This window comes from uncultured Clostridium sp. (genome assembly GCF_934754925.1).
In the GTDB taxonomy this organism is placed as follows: domain Bacteria; phylum Bacillota; class Clostridia; order Clostridiales; family Clostridiaceae; genus Clostridium.
Genome location: NZ_CAKVJA010000042.1, coordinates 1 through 23,295, shown reverse-complemented (window position 1 = coordinate 23,295; position 23,295 = coordinate 1). Strand labels below are relative to the sequence as shown.

Below are 23,295 nucleotides of genomic sequence, written 5' to 3'. Positions count from 1 at the left end.
TACCATTACTTAGGGAATTAGTTTATGAAAGCTTAAAGCAAAAAGGGGATTATATCTTAGCTAACTTAACTCCTGAAACTGAATATCTAAAGAGATATGCAACTGCATGGGTTAATTATTATGATGCTTTTAAAGAAGATCCTATAAAAAATGATAGAATGTTCTTTAATGCACCTGCAGTAATATTTGTTACTTCACCAAATGCATTTAATGGTGGATTAGCTTCTTCTAACATGGAACTTATGACAGATGCTTTAGGTCTTGGTACTTTCTTTAGTGGATTTATACAAATAGCTTCTAAAGATAATAAGGATATTTTAGATTTACTTGGAATTAACGATGGTAATCAAATAGTTTCTTGCTTAGTTATTGGTTATCCAAATGTTAAGTACCAAAGAACTGTACCTAGAAAAAAGGCTAGTATAAACTGGATTTAATTTATATTATATCTAAAAAAACTACGGCATTTTTTTCGCCGTAGTTTTTCATTTTAAAATTAATCTTTAATTTTCTGCAAATTGACTATTATATAATTCTTCATAGAAACCACCTTTAGCCATAAGCTCTTCATGATTTCCTTGCTCAATTATATTTCCATCCTTAATTACTAATATTAAATCTGCACTTCTTATAGTAGACAATCTATGAGCTATAACAAAACTTGTTCTTCCCTTCATTATATTTTGCATAGCTTTTTGAAGCATAAGCTCTACTCTTGTATCTACTGAACTTGTAGCTTCGTCTAATATAAGAATCTTTGGATCAGAAATTATTGCTCTTGCTATAGTTAATAATTGCTTTTCACCTTGTGATATATTAGAAGCCTCTTCATTTAACAACATATTATATCCATCAGGTAATGTTTTTATAAAGTGATGTACATTTGCTATTTTAGCTGCTAATATCACATCATCTTTAGTAGCATCAAATCTACCATACTTTATATTATCTTCTATAGTTCCATTAAATAGCCATGTATCTTGAAGTACCATACCAAACATGCTTCTTAAATCTTCACGCTTCATATCTCTAGTATCTACTCCATCAATTTTAATTGCTCCGCCTTTAAGTTCATAAAATCGCATAAGTAAATTAATTAATGTAGTTTTTCCTGCTCCAGTAGGTCCAACTATTGCTACCATTTGTCCAGCCTTAACTTCTGCATTTAAATCATGTATCAAAATCTTATCATCACTATATCCAAATTTCACATGTTCAAAAGAAACATTTCCTCTTGGATTATCTAATTTTATAGAAGTTTTCTTATCTTCTAATTGTTCTTCTTCATTTAAGAACTCAAATACCCTATCAACTGCTGCAAAAGCTGATTGAATAGCTGATGATAATTGAGTTACTTGAGATAGAGGCTGATTTATTTGCCATATATATCTTATAAATGCTTGAAGATTACCAACTGTAATTCCTCCTGCAATTGATATAATAGCTCCTAGTATTCCTATTGCAGCTATTCCTAAGTAGCAAACTAAAGAAACTAAAGGCCCCATAGTACTTGATATAAATTGTGCTTTAAATCCTGCAACTTGAAGTTCACCATTTATAGCAACAAATTCTTTAATTGCATCTTCTTCCTTACCATATAGCTTTATTTCATTAAATCCTGTGTACATTTCTTGAACTGTACCATTTAATTTACCTAAAGCGTCTTGTTGAGTTTTAAAATATCCTTGAGATTTACTTACTACTACTCTTGAAACTATAAAACTAAGTGGAATTATAAGTGTTGCTACTAATGCCATTTTTACATTTATAGAAAACATCATAACAAGTGCTAAAACTACTGATAATATTGAATTTACAACTTGGCTTAAACTTTGTTGAAGTGCATTTGAAATAGTATCTATATCATTTGTAATTCTACTTAATACATCCCCATAGCTATTTTTATCAAAATAGCTTACTGGTAATCTTCTTATTTTATCTTGAACGGCTCCCCTTAAATCTCTCATACTATTTTGAATAGCATTTGTTAATAAGAAACTTGCTCCATAGGTTGCTAGTACATTTCCTAAATATACAAAAAGCAATAATATTAGAACTCTTGTAATATATTTAAAGTTTACACTAGCTCCTTCTACACCTCTTATTAAATCAAAAGAATCATTAGTAAGCTGAGTTATAACTAATCCTTCAGTTCTAGGTGCAAGTGCTGTAAATACTGCAGCTACTATTATAAGTAAAATAGCAGTTAAAAAACCTATCTTATATGGTTTAACAAAAGGAGTAATTTTTTTAATTGAATCTTTTATTTTTCCCATTATGCTAATTCCTCCTCTGTAAGTTGTGATAATGCTATTTCTTTATATACTGAGCAATTTTTTAATAATTCTTTATGTTTTCCAATTCCAACTACTTTTCCTTCATCTAAAACTATTATTTTATCTGCATCCATAATTGAACCTATTCTTTGAGCTACAATTAAAACTATTGCATGGGTTGTTTCTTTTTTAAGCTCTGCTCTTAATATAGCATCTGTCTTAAAGTCTAATGCTGAGAAACTATCATCAAAAATATAAATTTCCGGTTTTCTAACTAAAGCTCTAGCTATAGACAACCTTTGTTTTTGTCCTCCAGAAACATTTGATCCACCTTCACCTATTGGTTCATCAAATTCTTTTTCTTTCTTACTTATAAAATCATAAGCTTGTGAAACTTTTGCACTATGTACTACTTCCTCATGACTTGCTTCATGCTTACCGAATTTAATATTACTTTTAATACTTCCTGTAAATAATAAAGTCTTTTGTCTTATAAATCCTATTTTTTTACGTAATGCTTTAATGTTAAAATCTCTTATATCTACTCCATCTATTTTTATGGAACCGCCAGTAACATCATAAAATCTTGGTATAAGATTTATAAGTGTAGATTTACCACTACCAGTACTTCCTATAAATGCTATAGTTTCTCCCTTTTTAGCTTTAAATGAAACATTTTTTATTACAGGTTCTTCACCATCTGGATAAGTGAATGTAACATCATTAAATTCTAAGGTACCTTCATTATTAGTTTCTGTAACTCCCTTTTCCGGATCCTTAATTAATGGTTCTGAAGATAATATTTCTTCAATTCTTTCTGCTGAAACTTGTGCTTTTGGATACATAACAAATACATTAGAAAACAGCATTAATGAAAACATTGCATGGAATAAATATTCTATAAATGCTACTAATTGTCCAATTTGTAGTGTTCCTACATTAATCATCCTACTTGCTATCCAAAATAATGCTATTATTGCTAAGTTAAGTAGCAAGAAAAATGTTGGTTGTGCAATTGACATTAATTTAAATAATTTTTTTGAAATACTTGCATATTGATTATTAGCTTTATTAAATCTTTTACCTTCATATTCATCATTTCCAAAAGCTCTTATAACTCTTATTCCCGTTAAATTTTCTCTTGATATTCTATTTAATCTATCTAAGTTTTTTTGTTGAGTTTGTGACCATGGATGAGACTTTTTTGCAATTAAAAATACCCCTAATACAATAAGAGGTAATGTAACTACTAATATTGTTGATAATCTAACGCTTGTTTTTAATATCATAATTAAGCTTATAAAAAACATTACTGGACATATCATTGCCATTCTTAATATTGTATTTGTAAATTGCATTACTTGAAATGCATCATTTGTAGTTCTAGTTATCATTGAAGATATACCAAACTTATCATATTCACTATGTGAAAATTCCTGCGCCTTCTTGAATATATCATTTCTTATATCTCTTATAACTTTTGTTGAAATATTTGCTGATGTATATCCTAAAAGTATAGTTCCTATAACACCTAATATTGAAATTGCTACAATTACTAGTCCCATTCTCTTTATGTACCCTATATCGTTATAAGCTATTCCCTTATCTATTACATCTGCCATTATTGTTGGTATACCAAGTTCTACTAATGCAAAACCAAATACTCCTAATAAATTTAATAAAATTAGACCTTTATAGTTTTTTAAGTATCTTAATATTAATTTCACTTATTTTCCCTCCTCTTATAAATATAATTTTATTTCCAAATTCCTTATTTTAGCATATTAAAGATTTAAATTCCACCCTTAACTATATTTTGTGTTAATAAAATATTTTCAATCTTCTTTTTTTCATTTTTATATTATTAACATAATTAATTCATTTTAACTCCCTATCCACATTACCATCCCTTCCTTTGTAAAGCATGTATTTCCATTTTACACTAAACTATCCTCTATTTCATCTTATTTAATACTATATTTAATAATAATTCATCATAAAAAAAGACATTCACAGATATGCAAATGTCTTTTTATTATTTATTATTTATTATTTATTACTTGTTATATATTCATTATAAAAAGTAGTTAATATATCATATTCTTCTTGTGATAAAAAACTGCTATTATACTTTTCATCTAAATCTTTTTGAGTAAATCCTAAAAATCTTATTTTATTTTTATATAGCTCTATAAGTCCTAGTCTTGGGTTATTATTTTCGCTCATGTTTTATTCCTCCTTTATTCCTTAGATTAACTTTCTCTATTATACATTACCCTTTTATTTTATCGCAATGCTTTTTAATATTGTATTTTTCGTTTGTACCCATACACTAGCACTTTTTATATAGTTAGTGTATTTTATTAATATGGAAATATTATTGGAGGATATTATAATGAAAAAACATATTAGTACTAGAGATATAACTAAAATTGCAATTATGGCTGCATTAGTTTTTGTAGCAACTTTTTTAATTAAAATCCCTTCATTAAACGGATATACACATATAGGGGATTCTATGGTTATTATATCTGCTTTAATTTTAGGAAAGAAAAAAGGCGCTTTAGCTGCTGGCTTAGGAGCTGCATTATGTGATTTGTTAAGTGGATATATGCAATATATTATTCCTACATTTTTAATTAAGGCTATTATGGTATTAATTATTGTTACAATGGCCGAAAATCTAATTGGTAAAACTAAATTTGCTTGGATTATAGGATCTATTATAGGATGTATTTTTCAAGTCATTGGTTACTGTTTAGTTGAAACTGTAATGTACGGATTTGCTGGTGCACTAGCTTCTGTTCCATCTAATATTATTCAATCTATAGTTGGAATAGTATTAGCAGTTGTTTTAGCCGCTGTACTTGAGAAATCTAATGTATTAAAAAGGTTAAAAAATGCTTAATTAAAAATACCGTACTATTCAAATGTAGATAGTACGGTATTTTCATTATTTTTATGCAATTTATGCCTTATGATTCATCATAATATTTTTTACTTGTTCAACGCTTTCAGGCCTTATCAATTCTAACATTCTTGGAATGAAAGACATCATATATTCTTGATTAAATGTTCCATCAGCTTGTTTTCCAAAACTTTCAGCTAATAATTCTTTAGCCTTTTCTTGATTTTTTTCTTCTACATTTTGCATTATAAAGTTGAAAAACATTTCTTGACCTTGATTCATTTTAAAACTCCTTTAAAAATCTTTTTTATGTCATACATATTAGCACATAAAAAAATAACTATGCAAAGTTTATTATAAATCAAATTTCAATAGTTTATTAACACAAAGTCTTATTATATTAAGTACTTTTTATTTACAATAAAAAAATTCCCTAATAGAATTTAATACTATTAAGGAATTTCTATATATTCTATTTATTAGAATCCAAATGGTATTCCGAATGCGAAGAATCCTAATAAAAGAGCTGTCCATCCAATTAAGAAGCTTATTGAATAAGGCATCATTAATCTTATCATATCACCAATTGTATATTCTGGTTTGTACTTTCTCATAAATACTAAGATAATACCTGCATAAGACATTAATGGAGTTATTATGTTAGTTGATGAGTCAGCAACTCTGTAAGCTGCAGCAACAACTTCTGGTGTCATATTTGAATTTACTTGATATAACATTGGTAAGAATATTGGACCAAGTAACATCCATTTTGAAGTTAATCCACCAACAAATAAGTTAATTAAAGCTGTTATTAATATAAATCCTATTATTAAAAGTATTGGGAATTCTGATAAATTCATAGCTTTTAATAAGTTACCACCTAAGTAAGTAATATAAGTTCCAAGTCCACTCTTAGTTAATAATGCAAGGAAGTTGTATGAGAAGAATGTTAAAACAAGTACTGATCCCATAGAACCCATTTGCTTAGACATACCTTTTACTACATCATTAGCATTTTTGAACTTTCCAACTTTTATACCATAGAATACACCAGGCATAAAGAATAAGAATGTTATTATTAATATAATATTATCCATAAATGGAGTTACTTTTGAACCTGTTTCTGGATCTATAAATGTCTTTAATGGTCCAAAATATAATCCTACTACACAAGCAGCTGCAATTAAGAATCCTAAACCTGCAAACTTAAGAGCTTTATTTTCAACAGGCTTAACTGTGAAATCATCTAAGTTCATATCTTGTGGAATTACATAACTTTCTTTTTCAAGTCTTGGCTTGATTATCTTTATAGTTACAAAAGCACCTATAGCTGCTAACATAAAAGTAGAAGCAACTACGAAGTAATAATGCATAGTAGCTGGATTTAAAGCTTGTCCAGCAGCATTTGTGAATGGAATTCCTTGTCCTTCTGCAAATATCTTTGCATTGTTACCAATTATTATATCGATTGGTGTAGCTGGTATTAAGTTAGCACTAAATCCTGCTGAAACCCCTGCAAAAGCTGCAGCCATACCAATAAGTGGGTTTTTCTTTAACCCTGCATATAAAAGACCTGCTAGAGGTATTAAAATTACATAACCTGCATCAGTAGCTATACTACTCATTATTCCTAAAAATACTAAAACTATTGGAAGCATTTTATCTGAAACTTTTAATCCTACTTTTTTAATTAATGTAGATAAAAGTCCTGATTCTTCTGCAAGACCAACTCCTAGCATAACAACAAGAATTGTACCTAGTACTCCTCCACCATATGCTAACCAGTTGTTAAGTAATGCATTTGAAAATATCCATTGAACATTTTCTGCATCAAACATATTTAAAATAGTATGTGTTGTATAAGATCCATCCCCATTCATAACATCGAATGTTTTTCCTCCAAGGAAGAAAGTTGTAGCTAAAACAACAACATAAAACATAGCAAATATAATTACTGGATCTGGTATTTTCTTACCTATTTTTTCGATCAAAGATACTTTTTTCTTTTCCTGTAAATCAATTACATTGTTTTCTTTTCTCTGTTCCATTTTATCCCCCCTACGTTACATATCTACAAAACCTTAGATAATTTAGTATAATTTTACTATATGATTATTAATTTATCAACCTTTTTCCTTATAAAATTACAAATTTATTTATAAGAACATTTCTATTTTTAAATTTTAATAATAAACTATTAATTTTTTGAAATATTTCTTTCAATTTTTATAATCATTGCAATTGAACTATTAAAATAATTTATTCAATGTAAAAAAATGGGTGTTCCCCGGAGGAGCACCCAGTTTTTTACATCAATATATGATTAATTAATTATATTTTTTAATTCATTAAAGTTATTATCATTTTTTCTACAGAAAAAACTTCATTAGTTTCAAATATTTCTGCTAAACTTTCAATATTTTCTTCTAAATGCTCTATATCCTTTGAATACATATGAGCTATATCAACCATATCTTCTTCTGTAAAATCTCCCTCTTCAGTAAATCTTACTATAGCTAACTCTTTAATCATTAAATAGCTTACTATTGCAGTTTTTACCTTTGCAGATATATCATAATCAAAAACTGCTTTCATAAAATATCTAAATATAAAGTAAACTAAGATATGTTCAAACTTGTACATTGATTTTTCGTAATATTTATTAAAAGATTCATTCTTAGATAAATATATTTCCTTATCATCTTCACTTTGCCAAAAATATCTTATTGCATCATCTAACCCTAAAGGATCATTTGGATTTATATGCTTTAAATTTTTAAATACATTAAAGTACTCATGCATATTATTATACTTATCATCTTTGTTATTCTTATATTGATTTAAATTACTTAAAAGCTCTTTTATAAAACTTTCATTACTATACTTTTCTCTAATATCTTTAATATCAGCCATTTCATTTTCATCTATTTTATCTTGAATTTCTTTAGCAAAAGAAAGAATTATTGCTGCTCTATAATTTAATTTAATACTTCTATCTTGAAGAATGTCAAAAACTATCTTCCTACATTGCATAAGCTCAATATAAAGTCTTGCATTAATATCATTATATGTACTAACTTCCTCATTATTTTCACTTAATTCAAAAGTTGCTTTTTTAGAATCTCTTAATATTATTCTAGCTGCTTCTGGACATGATAAAGAAATTCCCATTTCTCGCAAGCTTCCAAATTCCTCTAAATATCTTGGATATTGTCTACATGTGTAGCATAACCCCTCTTCTCCAAGCTCATTATATATATCGCATAACTTACTCTCATTTAGAAATGGACAATCATTTCCCTTTAATACAAATATATTTTCTCCAGCATCATGTACTATTTCACTTTTTAATCTATCTCCAAATGCTCCCTCTACCTTTTGGTACTTATGGTAACTTTCATCATCAATTACTATTCCCCAACCTGCACAACATGTATCTTCACACTCTGATGCTATACATTTAAAATCTTTAAAATATTCTGGTACTCTTATTTTCATTTTCTACCTCACATCTTGCGTTATTAATCCTAAATATGTTTCAGATTTCATTTTAATATTTATTAATCTTAGTATCAAGTTTTCTATATAAAAAAGACATCTACATTGCTATAGATGCCTAAATAATAATTAATTTATATATTTATTTTCTACATTTATTAAATTCAACATAAATATTTGCAAGAGTTCTATTAATAAAATCATTTGTAACATAAGAATTATCAGAAAATAATAATCCATAATCAGTATTAAATCTACTAAGCATAAGAATAATATAAAAATTAGTAATACTTATATCTATAATGCCTGTAAAAAATGGAACTACTGCATTAGAATTTGAAATTAAATACGTTAAAGATGGAACAAAGGAGCTATCTAAATTATAATTGTTACCCATAACTTTTTTTATAAACTCATCTGCATTTTCATCATCATGAATCTTTACACTACTGTCAAACTTTATATTTCCTTTTTCTACTTCATTAATATATAATCCTATAATAAAACAGTATAAATCTATTTGTAAATTTGCATTTGTACTTACATTAAAGGTTGCTGGATTTATAGGGTTATAATTTGGGTTATTAAATCTTGAATAGTTATAGCTTAAAAAGAAATATAATCTATTAAGATTCAGATATATAATTTCACCATCTTTTATTAATGGATTATGGCTTCCTAAGAATTTAGCACATGGAGGAAGTTCAAAATCTTCTAAAGGATTGCAATTACAGTTATTTTTACATTTCTTCTTTCTTTTTTTATTCATTCAATTTTCCTCCATAATCACTTTATATTATCCTATGATTTTTTATCACTCTATTCTACTTATTTTTAACTATTGAATTTTATAAAAAATATAATTATATTTTCAAATAAATACTTACAAATGTTTTTCTATATAAATTTTATTGAATACTCCTATTTTTTCTTAAATGTTGTAAAATTTTTTCAAATTTAATTAATGATAAAATATCACTTCCATTTTCTCACTCTCATGGCTTTATTATCACTTATACTTTTTTGACCTTATCTGATTATAGTTTTATAATGTACTTGTACAAAGAGATAAGAGATGTACAAGAAATAAAAAGAGCTCACTACTCATACTAGTTAAAAGCAGTAAGTCCTTATAATAATTAAATTAATTTATTGTATTAAAATTTTAATTAATGAAAGAGAGTGATTTTATGACAATCTATAATTATGATAAACATGAGGACTATAAATTTGAATATAAAAAGGATCATATCTTAGTTGATAAATATTATGATACTACTAAAAAATATGCACCTTATACTTCAATGCTTTCTAAACCTGATTTAAGTGAAGAAGAATTTGATAATATTTGTGAAGATTGGTATTCTAGAAAGCATAGAGAAGAAGCTGCTAAAGCTGCTCACAAAAAAGTTAGCTAATAAGTATGTTTATGAAAAAATTTAGTAATAAAACAGAAAAACTGTTGCATTTCTTAACTTTGCAACAGTTTTTCTATTAAAATTTTTAATGACTAGATTTTCTACATCTATACTGTAAATCTAATATTCCATTATAATTTCTAGTACTAATTAATAGAATCTGCTATATATGCATCTAAATTTTTTGCAATATATAATACTACTTTTCTCATTTGTACCTCACTTACAAAGTCTTAACTATTTAGCCACTGAAGATAATGCTAATACTGCAATTAATAATATTACTGTTCCAATATATATTGCCATACCTATTGGCGTACCTGCATTAACTGTATACCCTATGCCAAATCTCTTTTCAACATTTACTCTAGGATCTTCCTTATTATAATAAATTAATCCAAATATCCATTTATCGTCATCATCTTTTTGCACAACAGTATCTTTTTCTATTTTATAATTAAATCTAATTTTATTAGCTTTTATAATAAATATTACTAAAACTCCAATTAGTAAAATCATACATATTAAATTAATGCTTACTATAATAATATTCATATCTATAACTTGTAATAAAACCAAATTTCCTATTGTTAATAATAATAAACTAACTATTTCTGCCCAAATCATAGTATTGGATAGAAGATTTCTATATTTAATATTTCCTTCCCTAGACCTTTCAACATTTCTAGGGTCAATTCTTAATTTAGTACTTCTTATTATATATTCAGCAAATATAAATATTACTGATATAAAAACAATTGAAATAATTAATGATAAAAAAGTTCCTATATTCTTTTCTGAATAATAGGTTGCATTTCCCATAATATCAAAATTAGTAGCAATTTTATTAGGTAATAAATCATATTTTGATACAGTAAAATATATATTTCCCAGTATAAATACTAATGCTAAAACTATATCTATAATAATATTTCTTTTATTAAACTTTATTTTTTCTATTTCAAAAACAGTTACTTGCTTTTTACTTTTTAATCCGCCCATTATACTTTTTATCTTTCTCATTTTAGTATTATGAACTCCATAAGATATACTAGAAACAATTATTGCAAAAAATATTGCTATAGTCATTATTAATTCACTATTCCTTAAACACCCTAAAATTAGAATGACTTCTGAAACTATCATAATAATTATATTAATTATCTTAAATCTTTTAATTAATTCTTTTGTTTCAATATTATTTCTTATTTCTTCAGTAACAACACATCCTAAAAGTAATTGTTTATTTCCTTTAATAGGCAATATACTTATTGTATAAAATTGCACTATTATAACTAATGTTAATACTATTAGCATTAAAATCCTCTCCATTACCATTTCCCCCTTATAATATATCTAATACACTCTTTACTAAATCTAGTATTTCTTCTTTATTAAGAGCTTTTGCCTTACCTTCTAAAATTATCTCTCTTATTTTTTCCTTATATTTTCCCATGAATATCTCATCATCTTTAGCTTCTTTTACTTTTATCAATACGCCTTTACGCCTATCTACTGTAACAAATCCTTCATCCTTTAATAAGTTATAAGCCTTATTTACTGTATGAAGATTTACCTCTGTTCCAGAAGCCATTTCCCTTACTGATGGAAGCTTTTGACCATCTATCAATTCTCCATTAGCTATTCCTTCAACTATCTTATTTCTTATCTGCAAATAAATCGGAACTTCACTATCAAATTCTAATACTAAGAACATATTTCCCCTCCTTTATTATATTTGTTATATATAATATATAACAAATATAATAATTATTCAATATTTACAAAAAACTTTTACTTCCTTTTAAGATTTTATCTAGAAAATAAATAACTCAATAAAAAAACTGCAGCAAAATCATATACTTTGCAGCAGTTTTTTCCCAGAGGAAATGAATTTTTTCTTATCTCTGTGGTATTAATTATACCCCATTTCTATCCTTTTTCTTTTTAAGCAATGCATTAGTGTCAAGAGTTTGAGATCTTGATTTCTCTACCCTCTTCTCTTTTTTAAGCTTACTCTTTTTCTCTTTTTTCTTAACTTCATCTTTTAAAGAATCACTTGATTTCTCAGTAGTTCTTGCATTATCAACTTCTTTTTCTACTGCTAATTCTTTCTTCACAAAATTCTTTTCATTAGTTTTCTTTTTCTTATTTCTAATACCAATCTTAATATACTTAGAAAAATCTAAATTCAATCTTCTATAAGCTATATCAAATAAGAATAATATTAATGCTAATATAAGAAGTAAATTAGTTAAATTAATCTTCTTATATTCCTTTTCAAGTTTTCCTTCAAAAACTTCTTCAGGCTTATTTATAAAATTCCCATCAGTTTCACTTACAAGAGAATCTAACTTAACTGAATTAGTATTAAACTTATATTCATCAGAATATTTAAGTGCAAAGGCTCCTTTATAAGTACTAGTTATATTTTCTCCATCTTGTTGTCTAATGTTAAAATTATAAAATCCTAGCTCACTTAGTGGAACATTAGCTTCAAATTTCCCTGGTTCACTTTGAGTTAATGTAAACTCTCCTTGTGTACCATCCTCTCCATTATAAACACCTGTTACTTTAGTGTTAGAATCAACATTATCATTATAGTACTCAACCTTAGCTTCATTGCCATCTTGAGTTATAGATAAATGTCCCTCTTCACCATAAGATGGTATTGCATAATAAACTATATTTTTAATTAATTGAGGTCCATATTCCCAAGTTAAATAATTTTTACTAAAGCTTCCATCAATATCACTTGTAAAGCTTACAGTTTTCCCTATTCCATATTGTCTTACTGCAAGTATTGGCTCATCTCTATTAGAACTTAATATTTCAATTGCATCATCCTTTAAAGATGTACCTATATATCCAAGCAATGATGGAATTCCTTCTGAAGTTTGTACACCTGCTAATACTTCATGATTACTTACTATACTTGGAGTAAATTCTTCATTTATTATATAAGTTCCTACAGACATTAAAACTTCTTGAGCAAATATTCTTGGAATATCTGTATAAATATCAGTATAATAGCTTCTACCATTTCCAGCTGTTGCTAAGTCACTTAAAAGATTTGAATTAGAATCATTTCCTACTGCAACTGTTGATAATGTTATATTTTCATTATTAAATTTACTTAAAAGTTCTTCATATGTTGAATAAGGAATTGAATCTTGTCCATCAGTTAGTAAAATAGTATGCTTTATTTTTGCATCACTTTCTAATTGAAGATTATATCCTTTTTCCAGTGCTGGATATATTGATGTTCCACCTCTTATTTGTATTCCTGATATAAGTTCCTTTATATAATCCTTATCAGTAACCTTTTGGGTTGGAACTACAACATCAAAAGTATCATCAAAAGCTATTACAGATATATAATCTATTTCTCTTAAATTATCTATAGCCTTCATTGCAGCTTCCTTTGCAAGAGTTAATTTACTAACCCCTCCACCTTCTGTACTCATACTTCCGGACTTGTCTATAATTAAATTAATACTTATAGAAGGTACTTCATTTTTGCCCTTCTTATCCATATTTACAGGAAGTATAGTTTCTAATGCTGTATCTTTATATCCTCCAAGAGCATAAGAATCTTCTCCCCCAAAGGTTACAACTCCACCACCATAGTCTTTAACATAACTTTCTATATTGTCCATAAATCCATTAGTTAAATCATCTTTATAAACATTATTTAAAACTATTGCTTTATATTCTAAAAGTTCATTTAATGTACTTGGTGATGAATTTGGAGAAATAGTTTTTATATTAGCTCCACCATTTTTTAATATTTCTTCTAGAGCTGTTGCATCACCTTTTACTCCATTTATTATTAAAATATTAGGTTTATCAACTACATTAGTATAAGCACTATATTCGTTATTTACCTTATTAGTATCATCTTCTGATTCTACTGTAACTCTATAACTTTTAAAACCTCCGCTATTTTGAACATCTCTAAATACAAATGAATTGCTACCTTTCTTTACTTCAACTAATTGTTCTCCAACCTTTTCTCTTCCACTAAAAAGAGTAAGTTTTGCTGAAGTAGAATAATTAGATTGTAAATCTATTTGTACAGAAAATTCTTCTCCAATGGCAATATTATCTGGAATAGTTACATTGTCCACATAAATTTCATTACCACTTTCTCCACTAACCTTATATACTTTTAAATCTATGTTTTCCGCATTAATTAATGGAATTGATTTTAATATATCACCTTTATTTTCTTCTCCATCAGTTATAAGAACTATCCTTTTAGATGTACCATCCTCAAATAATGTTATTGCTGTTTCCACTGCACTTTGAATATTGGTTGCCGTAGAAACTGGACTTGAATTTAAGCTCTTATAGGAAGCTTTGTTATCTATAATTTTATCTACTTTTGCATTATCACCAAATAATATTACTCCAGCTTTATTTCCTTTAGGCATTATCTCTAATGCACTATTTATAAAACTTTCCCCACTATCTTTAAAAGAACTAATACTTTCTGATACATCTAATAAAAATACTGTTGAAATATTTTTCCCCTTAATACTTATTGTTATATTTGCAAATGATAGCAATAATAAGGTGAAAATTACTATTCTACTTATTAATATTAAAGTATCATTTTTACTGCTACTTCTAAACTTTTTCACACTATAGTAAATAAAGAAGATAAGTATTGGAATTAATATTAAAAAGTATAAATTTCCTATATCTAATTTCATTTATTATCTCCTCCTAATTACCTTTCTTGTATAATATCCATTCAAAAGCAACTACTAACATAGCTAATAATATAAATATCGGTGTTAAATTAAATCCACTTTTTAAATTGCTTTTACCATAAACTATATTACTATTTTCTCCAATTGCTTCTACTGAAGTATCACTTTCACTTGAAGTTGGAAAGTTTACCGAAAAACTTTCATTATTATCATTTTGATTTATTTTATATATACCTAAAGCTAATTCTCCCTTTACTTCTTCACCTGATTTTAATTCTTTAATATCTCCATTAGGATATGTTACATTTATTTCACTTTCAAAGTCTGAAGATTTAACTACTATTTTTTCTCCTGCTTTAAAATTATTGCTATATACCATTCCAGTAGAAATTAATTCTTCTCCAAGCTCATATATAAGAATTGGGAATTCCTTTTTAAGAGCAAAATCAGTTGAATGTAAATCAAAAGATAATGCTGCTATTTTTCTATCATTTATTTCACCCTTAAATCCAATAGAATTATCACCTATAGTAAGTATATTAGTACCATAGTACGGAGTTTCTATTATGTTATATTTTGATAATGTAAATTGTGTATCTTCTAAATAACTAGAAACTGATCCTTTAACAGCTGTAGCCTGACCTATTTCTCCCCCTTCTAATACATTAAAAAATTCATTTGAATTAGGATTTATAAATAATATATTACCCTTTCTTGGCATAACTTCTGGCATTTTATTATCAAATACATAAAGATCATAATCATCATTTTCTGTTATATTAGATGCATCATTAGTTTTATAAACTTCTGTATTTTCAATACTTCCAAAAGCCTTTTCTAAAAATATATTTTCATCTGTAACTAATAATATTTTCTTTACCTTATTTTCGTTAACAACATGATAGTAAGTATTATCTTCCATTAATATATCTTTTCTTGATAATTCACCTTTTAAATAATCAGAATTTAAAGAATCTAACTCAAAAGATAAAGTCTTACTCTCTCCAACTTGCAAATTTACTGACTCAACTTTAGCTAATTCTTCACCATTATATAAAGAAAAATCTCCTTCATATAAGCTATCTCCATTATTAGTTACATTAGCTATAACTTTAACTTTATCATCTACAAATTTATGAGAAACATTATCTACAGTAGCATTTAATCCACTATTACCTAAATAAACTATTCTCCCATTTATATCTGAAATAGCCACTTGTTTATCAGTAAAAATTAATACTTCATATTCTTCTCCAATTCCATCTCCTATAGCTTTAACAAAGGATACTACATCACTTATATCACCACTACCGTAACTTTTACTTATGTTGTCTATAATAGAGGTTGCATTAGATTTGTTAAAATTTCCGTTTAATAGTAAATTTGAAGTACCATCATAAGAAATAATATAAGTGTTTGTACCTTCCTTAGTACTATTTAAATACTCTTTAGCAAGTGTTTTTCCTTGTTCTAATCTACTATTACTATCATCATATATTGTATTCATACTAGCTGTATTATCTATTACCATTATTACATTTTTATAGCTCTTGCCTCCTATACTAATAAAGGGACTCATAAGAGCTAAAATAACACTTAAAATAATTATAATTTGTAGTAACAGCATTATATTCTTTTTAAACTTTTCCCACGGTGTATTGGCTCTAGTATTTTTATATACTTCCTTCCATAATAAAGATGAAGATATAACTTCTTCTTTATATTTACGCTTTAATATGTAAAGCATTATTACTGGAGGAATAGTTAATAATAAAAATAACGGCCATAAATTAGTAAAGCCCATATTCTTTCCCCCTAATACAATACTTTTCGTTTACTAAATTCATTTAATATTATTTCTTCTATGTTCATAGATGAATTAACAGTTATAAGCTTTCCACCATACTTTCTTGCTAAAGCTTCAATACTGTCATTATATTTTTTAAATGTTTCTTTATAATCTTTTATTAATGATGGTGTAACACTAAGTTTTATATTTTCTCCAGTTTCACTATCAATTAAAGTTATTTCATTATTAAACTCTGGATTTATTTCCTCTTCACATAATACTTGTACTAAAATTATTTCTTGCTTTTTATAAGCTAAATATTTTAACCCAGCCTCTAAACTTTCTATTCCTGAATTATTTAAAAAATCTGATACTACAATAGATATTCCTCTTAAATTTAAAGGTCTTTTCTTTATACTTTCACTTAAATCAGTTGTTCCATCAAAAGTTATATTTTCTAAATCTCTTAATATTTTTTGAAAGCCCCTATTACCAGTACCAGTCTTTAAATTTTCTATTACTCCATTATTCATTGTACTTATATTTACTCTATCTAAATTATTTAAAGCAATATAACTTAAAGCTGCTACTATTTTTAAAGCTGTATCTTTTTTATTATCTTTTCCATAATCCATAGATTTGCTTTTATCAATAAAAAAGTTAAATACACCTTCTCTTTCTTCCATAAATACTTTTATAAAGAATTTATTAAATCTCCCATAGGCATTCCAATCTATTCTTCTAAAATCATCACCAGGTGCATATTCTCTATAATCTGAAAACTCTACTGATACACCTTTTGCCTTTGATTTTCTTCCCCCTTGAGTACCTCCAGTAAGCTTAAAATTTATATACATATTAATTTTATTTAGCTTTTTAAAGAAGTCCTCATTAAACATCTTTTCACTCATTTTTTTACACTACCTTTAAGTCTTCTAAAATTTTAGAAATTATAGCTTCTTCATTTAATCCTTCAGTTATAGCATCAAAGTTTAATATAATTCTGTGTCTTAATACTGGGTATGCAAGTTCTTTTATATCTTCAAAAGATACATTTAATCTTCCTTCCATAACTGCCCTTACCTTTGCTCCAGCAATGATACCTTGTGCAGCTCTTGGTCCTGCTCCTGCTTCTACATACCTTTTAGCAATATCTGCTCCATTTTCTAGTTCTGGATGTGTTGCAAGTATTAACTTTAAGGCATATTCTTTTACTGGTTCTGCAATTTTAATTTCCTTAATAATATTTCTAAGTTCTACTATTTCATTTCCTTCTAAAACATTAGTAAGCTCAAGACTTTTATTAGTTAATGTTAAATCCATGATTTCTTTTAATTCATCTAAAGTAGGAAATTCTACATTAAGCTTAAATAGAAATCTATCAAGTTGTGCTTCTGGTAATGGATATGTTCCTTCTTGTTCTATAGGGTTTTGAGTTGCAAGTACCATAAATGGCTTTGGCATTTCATATGTTGTTTTACCTACAGTTACTGTTTTCTCTCCCATTGCTTCTAAAAGTGCAGATTGCGTTTTTGGAGTAGCTCTATTAATTTCATCTGCTAGTAAAAGATTTGTAAATACAGGTCCTTTTTCAAATTTAAATACTGTATTATCATTTTCCTTTACTACAATATTAGTTCCTACAACATCTGCAGGCATTAAATCAGGAGTAAATTGAATTCTAGAAAAGTTTAAATCTAATACCTTTCCTATTGTTTTAACTAATTGAGTTTTACCCATACCTGGCATACCTTCTAAAAGTACGTTTCCTTCTGCAAAAATAGCTATTAAAACATTTCTAATTGTATCTTTTTGACCAATTATGCCTTTGCTTATTTCTTCTTCACATCTTTTTATCTTCTTTGAAACTTCTATAATTGATTGTTCATTAATTTCCATCTTTATCACCTCATAATTTTTCAGTAATTTCTTAAATACTTTTTTAATTTAATCCTTCGAAATAATTTTTTATAAGATCTTTTAAACTTTGTGGTAAATTGCTATTATTAGCACCTTCTAATGCACTATTGCTATAATCTCCAATTACCTTATCATAATCTACCTTTTCTCCACCTATGTTAAGTCCATTTTGACTTTCTATTTCTTGTGAATTTCCATTATCATTTTTATTACCAGTAAGATTTTCATCATTACCTTCATTTCTTCCAGGAATATATATCTGCTCTCCTGGAGAATTTTCTAAATCATTTTCCTTACCTACAGTACTACCAGTATTCCATCCTGTTCCTGAACCTGAGCCTGATCCTCCTGTTCCACCTGAACCTCCTTGGCCTTCACCACTACTAGAACCCTGTCCGCTTCCTGAGCCTTGTCCTTGTCCATTACCCTTATTCTGACTTTGGTTTTGACCAGATCCTGATGATTGTTGACTTGAACTACCAGTATTTTCTCCATTACTATTATTTACTGATTTTGAAATTGCTGATGATAAGCTTGCAGCATCAAGTTTTTTATCTAATACTGAATTTGATGCATTTTTTAAAGCTTCTGCTAATTCTTCATCACTCATTTCTAAGGCGGCATTCTTCAAGGCTTCTGATAGCTCACTTAATTGGGAACTACTCATACTACCTAACTTATTTTGAATCTCTGCTAATTCTTTATTTATATCTTCTTGATCTCCCCTTAACATGGCTTCTGCTAAAGGTTTGCTTTCTTTCTTCTTCATTAACTCATTTACTAACTTATTTATATCTTTTTTTGCATCAGCTTCTTTTTCCTTATTAAAGTCATCTAATAATTTCTTTTTAGATTTTTCTAATGCTTCTTTAGATTTCTCTGATGATAACTTTTCCTTTTTGTCCTCTAACTTTTTTTCTAAACGCTCTAAAGTTTTATTTATTTCAGATTTTTTTTCGCTTTCCTTTAACTCTTTTACTGCATCTTCTAAAAGCTTTTTAACTTCTTCCTTTTCATCATCTGATAAATCTTCTGACTTTTCTATTTCCTTCTTTTCTTTTTCAACCTTCTCTATTACTGATTTTTGATATTTATCAAATTCTCTTACTTTTTGTGCTTCTTTTCTTGCTGTGCTAGGTACAAACATTACTAAAATACACATAATTATAAGACCTAAAGATAATAGTAATTGCTTCTTATCTACATTAATTTTCATACTCTTTTTAATATCAAAACTTTCAATACGTTCTACTGTATCTTTCTTTTGAGCTATTGATATATTATCCTCACATCCTATAAGTTCTAATGATGTAATAAGCCTTTCATCTAAACCTTTAGAATCTACCATAAGAGCAACTTTATCTTTTTTAGGAGCTTTTATAAAACCATAAACTAAAATAATTATTAATCCTATTACTAATATTCCTATACAAATTTCCTCAATATAAGGAATTGTTATAAAAAGTGATATTAATAGCAAACTAAAGATTAAGCATAGTAGAAGCTTTAATCCCACTATGCTTAAATTTAATAAGAAGTTTGCCTTAATTCTTTTAGAAGCTTTATTTAAAAATATTAATATAGCCTTATCTAAAGAATCCATCTTTCTACTCCTTTACTTTTTTAGATTTAAATCTACTTCTCTTATTTAATGGATTAAGTTTAACTGAAGCTAAGTATATAAATAATCCTGAAAGTACTAATTGTACTACTATTGAAATATATTCAGAATGCATACTTATTCCAAACTCTGAAAACATACTACTAAACTCTATTCCCAAACCAACTTGATTTAATAATAAACTTACAAAGCCCACTACTGGACTTAAGTACACTATAGGAGATGCTTTAGGCACTGTTGTTAAAGTATTACCACTCATACTCATTTTGTAAACAGTTATCATAAGTATTGCCCAGGTAATAACAATTATTCCTATATAAATAAATAGTACTAATGCATAAGAAAGTGTAGTTGATACTTTTGAAGTTTTAGCACATGTTGATATAAAAACACCTATAGAGCTTACAAATATTGTGTTAACAATGAAAAATACTATAAGTTCTAAAATATTACTTATCTTAATTACACCAGTTAAAGATCCAATTGCATAAAGAGGCATTGTGGAAATTATAAGTATAATTACTCTAAGTGATGAAGCGGAAACTTTTCCTATAATTATTTGAAAGGGAGTTAATTTTGATGATAATAATATATCTAAAGTTTGCTTTTCTCTTTCTGAGCATATTGCCGTTGAACTTAATGCTGGAACTATGAAAAGCAATAATATCGCTTGTCCTAATGCCATTACAACATAGAATAGTTTTGATGACTCTAAATATAATCCATTTGAAAAGATTGCTTCATTTACTGAACTATAGTAAATCATTACTGCTACTGATAAAACTGCTATATAAGCAAATATCATCAAAGTAAACTTAATACTTCTAACGGATATTTTACTTTCATTTCTTAAAACTGGATTCACTCTCATTTTTACGCCTCCTCTTCATCACTATCTGCTGTAATTTGAATAAATACATCTTCTAAGTTTCCAACAGCTCTGCTGTAATTTAACACTGGAATATCTTTTAATACTAAATATTTTAAAAGATTTGCTACATCTTCATCACTACCTATAACATTAGCTGTAATTTTACTTCCATCAATTTTTATATTATCTACATATGGTAACTCTTTTAACAATTTAATTGCTTCTTCTTCCTTTGTTAATACTGTAAATACTATAGGTGATGCCCCTGCAGCTCTTGTCATTATTTCATCAACAGTTCCTTGACATACGATGACTCCATTTTTAATAATTCCTATATTAGTACATACTTCTCCAAGTTCAGGTAATATATGTGAAGAAACTATAATTGTTTTTCCCATTTCCTTTAAGTTTCTTAGTATTCCCTTCATTTCATACCTAGCTCTAGGGTCCATTCCTGAAGCTGGCTCATCTAAAATTAAAAGATCAGGATTATGAACAAGACATCTTGCTAAACATAATCTTTGTTTCATCCCCCTTGATAAACCATCAACATATGCATCATATTTATCTTCTAAATTAACTAATCTAAGTAAATCCATAGATAAATCTCTAGCTTCTTTTCCTACAATTCCATATATAGAAGCATAAAATTCTAAATATTCAATTGCTTTTAAGTTATCATAAACACCAAAGAAGTCTGGCATATATCCAATTTTATCTTTTAATGCCCTATTATTTTTTATAGCATCTATTCCATCTACATAAACTTCTCCACTATCTGGTGATAAAAGTCCAGAAATAATTTTCATTGTTGTACTTTTTCCGGCACCATTTGGACCTATAAATCCAAATATTTCCCCTTTCTTTATTTCTAAATTTAATCCCCTTACCGCTTTAAAATTTCCATATGATTTTTCAAGATTTTTTATAACTAACACTATTTCTCCACCCCTTTTATAACTAATTTTGGAGCTGCATTATCTCTATTCTCGCTAGCTACAACTTTTATTTTTATTATGTTGTTTAGACTATAACTTCCATCATTTATTACTTTATAGCTTCCTGATGTTAATTTAAATTCTTCATATTCATTAGTATTATAATTGTAAATATAGTACTCTCCATTAAGTCCATATTGATAACCCCATCTATCTGTATAAACATTAATGGTTATTTCTTTTACATCTACATTATCATCAATTTTATAATCTAATACAATTTCACCTTCACCATAAATATAACCATCATAATAGTCGTAATCTACTCTATTGTCTAATTCACTTACTGTATAGCTAAAATATCCTTCTGGGAAACTAATATTTCCACTTTCATCTTTAAAATCTATATTTGCTTCTTGTATTACTGCTGTTAAATTATAATTTGAAATTGATTTGCTTTCTAAATCCAAATTGTAATCTACTGGTAAATCTGTAATTGCAATAATTTTTGTTGTAGCTTCTAAATAACCTTCATATTCTAATAAATTAAATAAAGATACATATCTTTGTATATTTTTAAACTTAGGATCCTTTGAGTCTATTTGATCATTCCATCTTGATTCATAATATTCATTACTTAAAGAATTTGCATAACCTAGAAGTCCTGATGAGGCATTATTGTCTAAATCAGCAATTGAAATTTCTTCTCCTTTATTTACTTGGCCCAAATCCCAAACAGTTTTTCCCGAAACTATTACAAGCTTTTTAATATCTGAATCTAAATTATTTTTAATAGTGCCTTCTAGCTTTCCATCCTTAATACTTAAAGTATTTTCTACTTTAGGCATTACAATTTCTTTTCCTGATATTTTAAATTTATTAACTTCTGCCACATTATTATTAGCAACTGTAAAATAAGAATTATCATTTGTATATGTTGTTTTAACTCTTAAAGTTTTAGCGTTGTAATCTGTATCACCATAATAGTAGTAATCATCAGACATATATTGCATTTTTAAATCTTCTTCTTTTTCTATTTTTATATTTCCTTTATTTTTACTTGCTATACCTATATAGCTATTTATTTGACCTCTTCCATCCTCATCAACAGATATTATATTTGTACTATTTACTATTACATCTTTTATTTTTGTTTTACTACCTAAGAAATAAATCATTACTGTAAACACAATAGCAGTTATAGGTATAAGACCCCATATTAAATCTCTTTTTTCCATTTTCTTTAATATAAGATATATAACTATTCCAACTAAAATTGCATAAATTCCAAGTACTATTCCTAGAGTTAATGTGCTTACTGTATTATCTACTGGTATA

At 27.1% G+C, this 23,295-nt stretch carries 20 protein-coding genes; 3 read left to right on the top strand and 17 right to left on the bottom strand.

Annotated features, from left to right (window positions below):
• The coding region (locus tag Q0G30_RS11640; RefSeq protein ID WP_294390134.1) for a nitroreductase family protein at positions 1 to 437 on the top strand (437 nt) is incomplete at its 5' end.
• A 66-nt stretch (positions 438 to 503) separates the two neighbouring features.
• Here the strand turns inward: Q0G30_RS11640 and Q0G30_RS11635 are convergent.
• The 3 genes from Q0G30_RS11635 to Q0G30_RS11625 all read right to left on the bottom strand — a co-directional run bounded on the left by Q0G30_RS11635 (position 504) and on the right by Q0G30_RS11625 (position 4,502).
• On the bottom strand, positions 504 to 2,276 hold the full coding sequence (locus Q0G30_RS11635) for an ABC transporter ATP-binding protein (protein WP_294390131.1): 1,773 nt from the start codon (positions 2,274 to 2,276) through the stop codon (positions 504 to 506).
• On the bottom strand, positions 2,276 to 4,003 hold the full coding sequence (locus tag Q0G30_RS11630) for an ABC transporter ATP-binding protein (protein WP_294390126.1): 1,728 nt from the start codon (positions 4,001 to 4,003) through the stop codon (positions 2,276 to 2,278). Before Q0G30_RS11630 ends, Q0G30_RS11635 begins: the two co-directional genes overlap by 1 nt.
• Positions 4,004 to 4,325: 322 nt before the next feature.
• Positions 4,326 to 4,502 carry a hypothetical protein gene (locus Q0G30_RS11625; RefSeq protein WP_294390123.1) on the bottom strand — a complete coding sequence of 59 codons (177 nt, stop codon included), beginning with the start codon at positions 4,500 to 4,502 and terminating at the stop codon, positions 4,326 to 4,328.
• Between the two features lie 169 nt (positions 4,503 to 4,671).
• Here Q0G30_RS11625 and Q0G30_RS11620 point away from each other — a divergent pair, with 169 nt between their 5' ends.
• Entirely contained in the window at positions 4,672 to 5,184 is a 513-nt protein-coding gene (locus Q0G30_RS11620; RefSeq protein ID WP_294390121.1) for an ECF transporter S component, read from the top strand.
• Between the two features lie 60 nt (positions 5,185 to 5,244).
• On the opposite strand, the gene Q0G30_RS11615 is transcribed toward Q0G30_RS11620, so the two are convergent.
• From Q0G30_RS11615 to Q0G30_RS11600, 4 genes are all read right to left on the bottom strand, one after another.
• On the bottom strand, positions 5,245 to 5,466 hold the full coding sequence (locus tag Q0G30_RS11615) for a hypothetical protein (protein ID WP_294129995.1): 222 nt from the start codon (positions 5,464 to 5,466) through the stop codon (positions 5,245 to 5,247).
• 197 nt (positions 5,467 to 5,663) lie between these two features.
• A complete protein-coding gene (locus Q0G30_RS11610; protein WP_294129988.1) occupies positions 5,664 to 7,232 on the bottom strand; it encodes an AbgT family transporter in 1,569 nt (522 codons plus the stop codon).
• 292 nt (positions 7,233 to 7,524) lie between these two features.
• Positions 7,525 to 8,682: a flagellin lysine-N-methylase gene (gene fliB / locus Q0G30_RS11605; protein ID WP_294390118.1), complete on the bottom strand. Its 1,158-nt coding sequence runs from the start codon at positions 8,680 to 8,682 to the stop codon at positions 7,525 to 7,527.
• A gap of 142 nt (positions 8,683 to 8,824) precedes the next feature.
• A complete protein-coding gene (locus Q0G30_RS11600) occupies positions 8,825 to 9,451 on the bottom strand; it encodes a hypothetical protein (protein WP_294390115.1) in 627 nt (208 codons plus the stop codon).
• Positions 9,452 to 9,872: 421 nt separating this feature from the next.
• Between Q0G30_RS11600 and Q0G30_RS11595 the strand changes: the two genes are divergently transcribed.
• On the top strand, positions 9,873 to 10,100 hold the full coding sequence (locus tag Q0G30_RS11595; RefSeq protein WP_221699437.1) for a hypothetical protein: 228 nt from the start codon (positions 9,873 to 9,875) through the stop codon (positions 10,098 to 10,100).
• A 237-nt stretch (positions 10,101 to 10,337) separates the two neighbouring features.
• Here the strand turns inward: Q0G30_RS11595 and Q0G30_RS11590 are convergent, their stop codons facing one another.
• The 10 genes from Q0G30_RS11590 to Q0G30_RS11545 form a co-directional block, all read right to left on the bottom strand.
• Positions 10,338 to 11,432, bottom strand: coding sequence for a DUF5808 domain-containing protein (locus Q0G30_RS11590; RefSeq protein ID WP_195514921.1), 1,095 nt, complete (start codon positions 11,430 to 11,432; stop codon positions 10,338 to 10,340).
• Positions 11,433 to 11,445: 13 nt separating this feature from the next.
• Positions 11,446 to 11,817: a GntR family transcriptional regulator gene (locus Q0G30_RS11585; protein WP_195514920.1), complete on the bottom strand. Its 372-nt coding sequence runs from the start codon at positions 11,815 to 11,817 to the stop codon at positions 11,446 to 11,448.
• Positions 11,818 to 12,019: 202 nt separating this feature from the next.
• Positions 12,020 to 14,818 (bottom strand): VWA domain-containing protein, encoded by a 2,799-nt coding sequence (locus tag Q0G30_RS11580; protein ID WP_294390112.1) that lies wholly within the window; start codon positions 14,816 to 14,818, stop codon positions 12,020 to 12,022.
• A gap of 13 nt (positions 14,819 to 14,831) precedes the next feature.
• On the bottom strand, positions 14,832 to 16,622 hold the full coding sequence (locus Q0G30_RS11575) for a BatA and WFA domain-containing protein (RefSeq protein WP_294390110.1): 1,791 nt from the start codon (positions 16,620 to 16,622) through the stop codon (positions 14,832 to 14,834).
• Between the two features lie 11 nt (positions 16,623 to 16,633).
• The gene (locus tag Q0G30_RS11570; protein WP_294390107.1) at positions 16,634 to 17,518 is read right to left on the bottom strand and encodes a DUF58 domain-containing protein; all 885 of its coding nucleotides are present in this window, start codon (positions 17,516 to 17,518) and stop codon (positions 16,634 to 16,636) included.
• A gap of 4 nt (positions 17,519 to 17,522) precedes the next feature.
• Complete coding sequence (locus Q0G30_RS11565) at positions 17,523 to 18,506, bottom strand: MoxR family ATPase (protein WP_294390105.1); 984 nt, start codon at positions 18,504 to 18,506, stop codon at positions 17,523 to 17,525.
• 43 nt (positions 18,507 to 18,549) lie between these two features.
• Entirely contained in the window at positions 18,550 to 20,130 is a 1,581-nt protein-coding gene (locus Q0G30_RS11560) for a pectinesterase (RefSeq protein WP_294390103.1), read from the bottom strand.
• Between the two features lie 4 nt (positions 20,131 to 20,134).
• Complete coding sequence (locus tag Q0G30_RS11555; protein ID WP_294390102.1) at positions 20,135 to 21,019, bottom strand: ABC transporter permease subunit; 885 nt, start codon at positions 21,017 to 21,019, stop codon at positions 20,135 to 20,137.
• Between the two features lie 2 nt (positions 21,020 to 21,021).
• Positions 21,022 to 21,957 (bottom strand): ABC transporter ATP-binding protein, encoded by a 936-nt coding sequence (locus Q0G30_RS11550; protein WP_294390100.1) that lies wholly within the window; start codon positions 21,955 to 21,957, stop codon positions 21,022 to 21,024.
• Positions 21,957 to 23,295, bottom strand: a 1,339-nt coding sequence (locus Q0G30_RS11545) for a DUF308 domain-containing protein (protein WP_294390098.1), incomplete at its 5' end; no start/stop codon positions are given. The genes Q0G30_RS11550 and Q0G30_RS11545, both read right to left, overlap by 1 nt.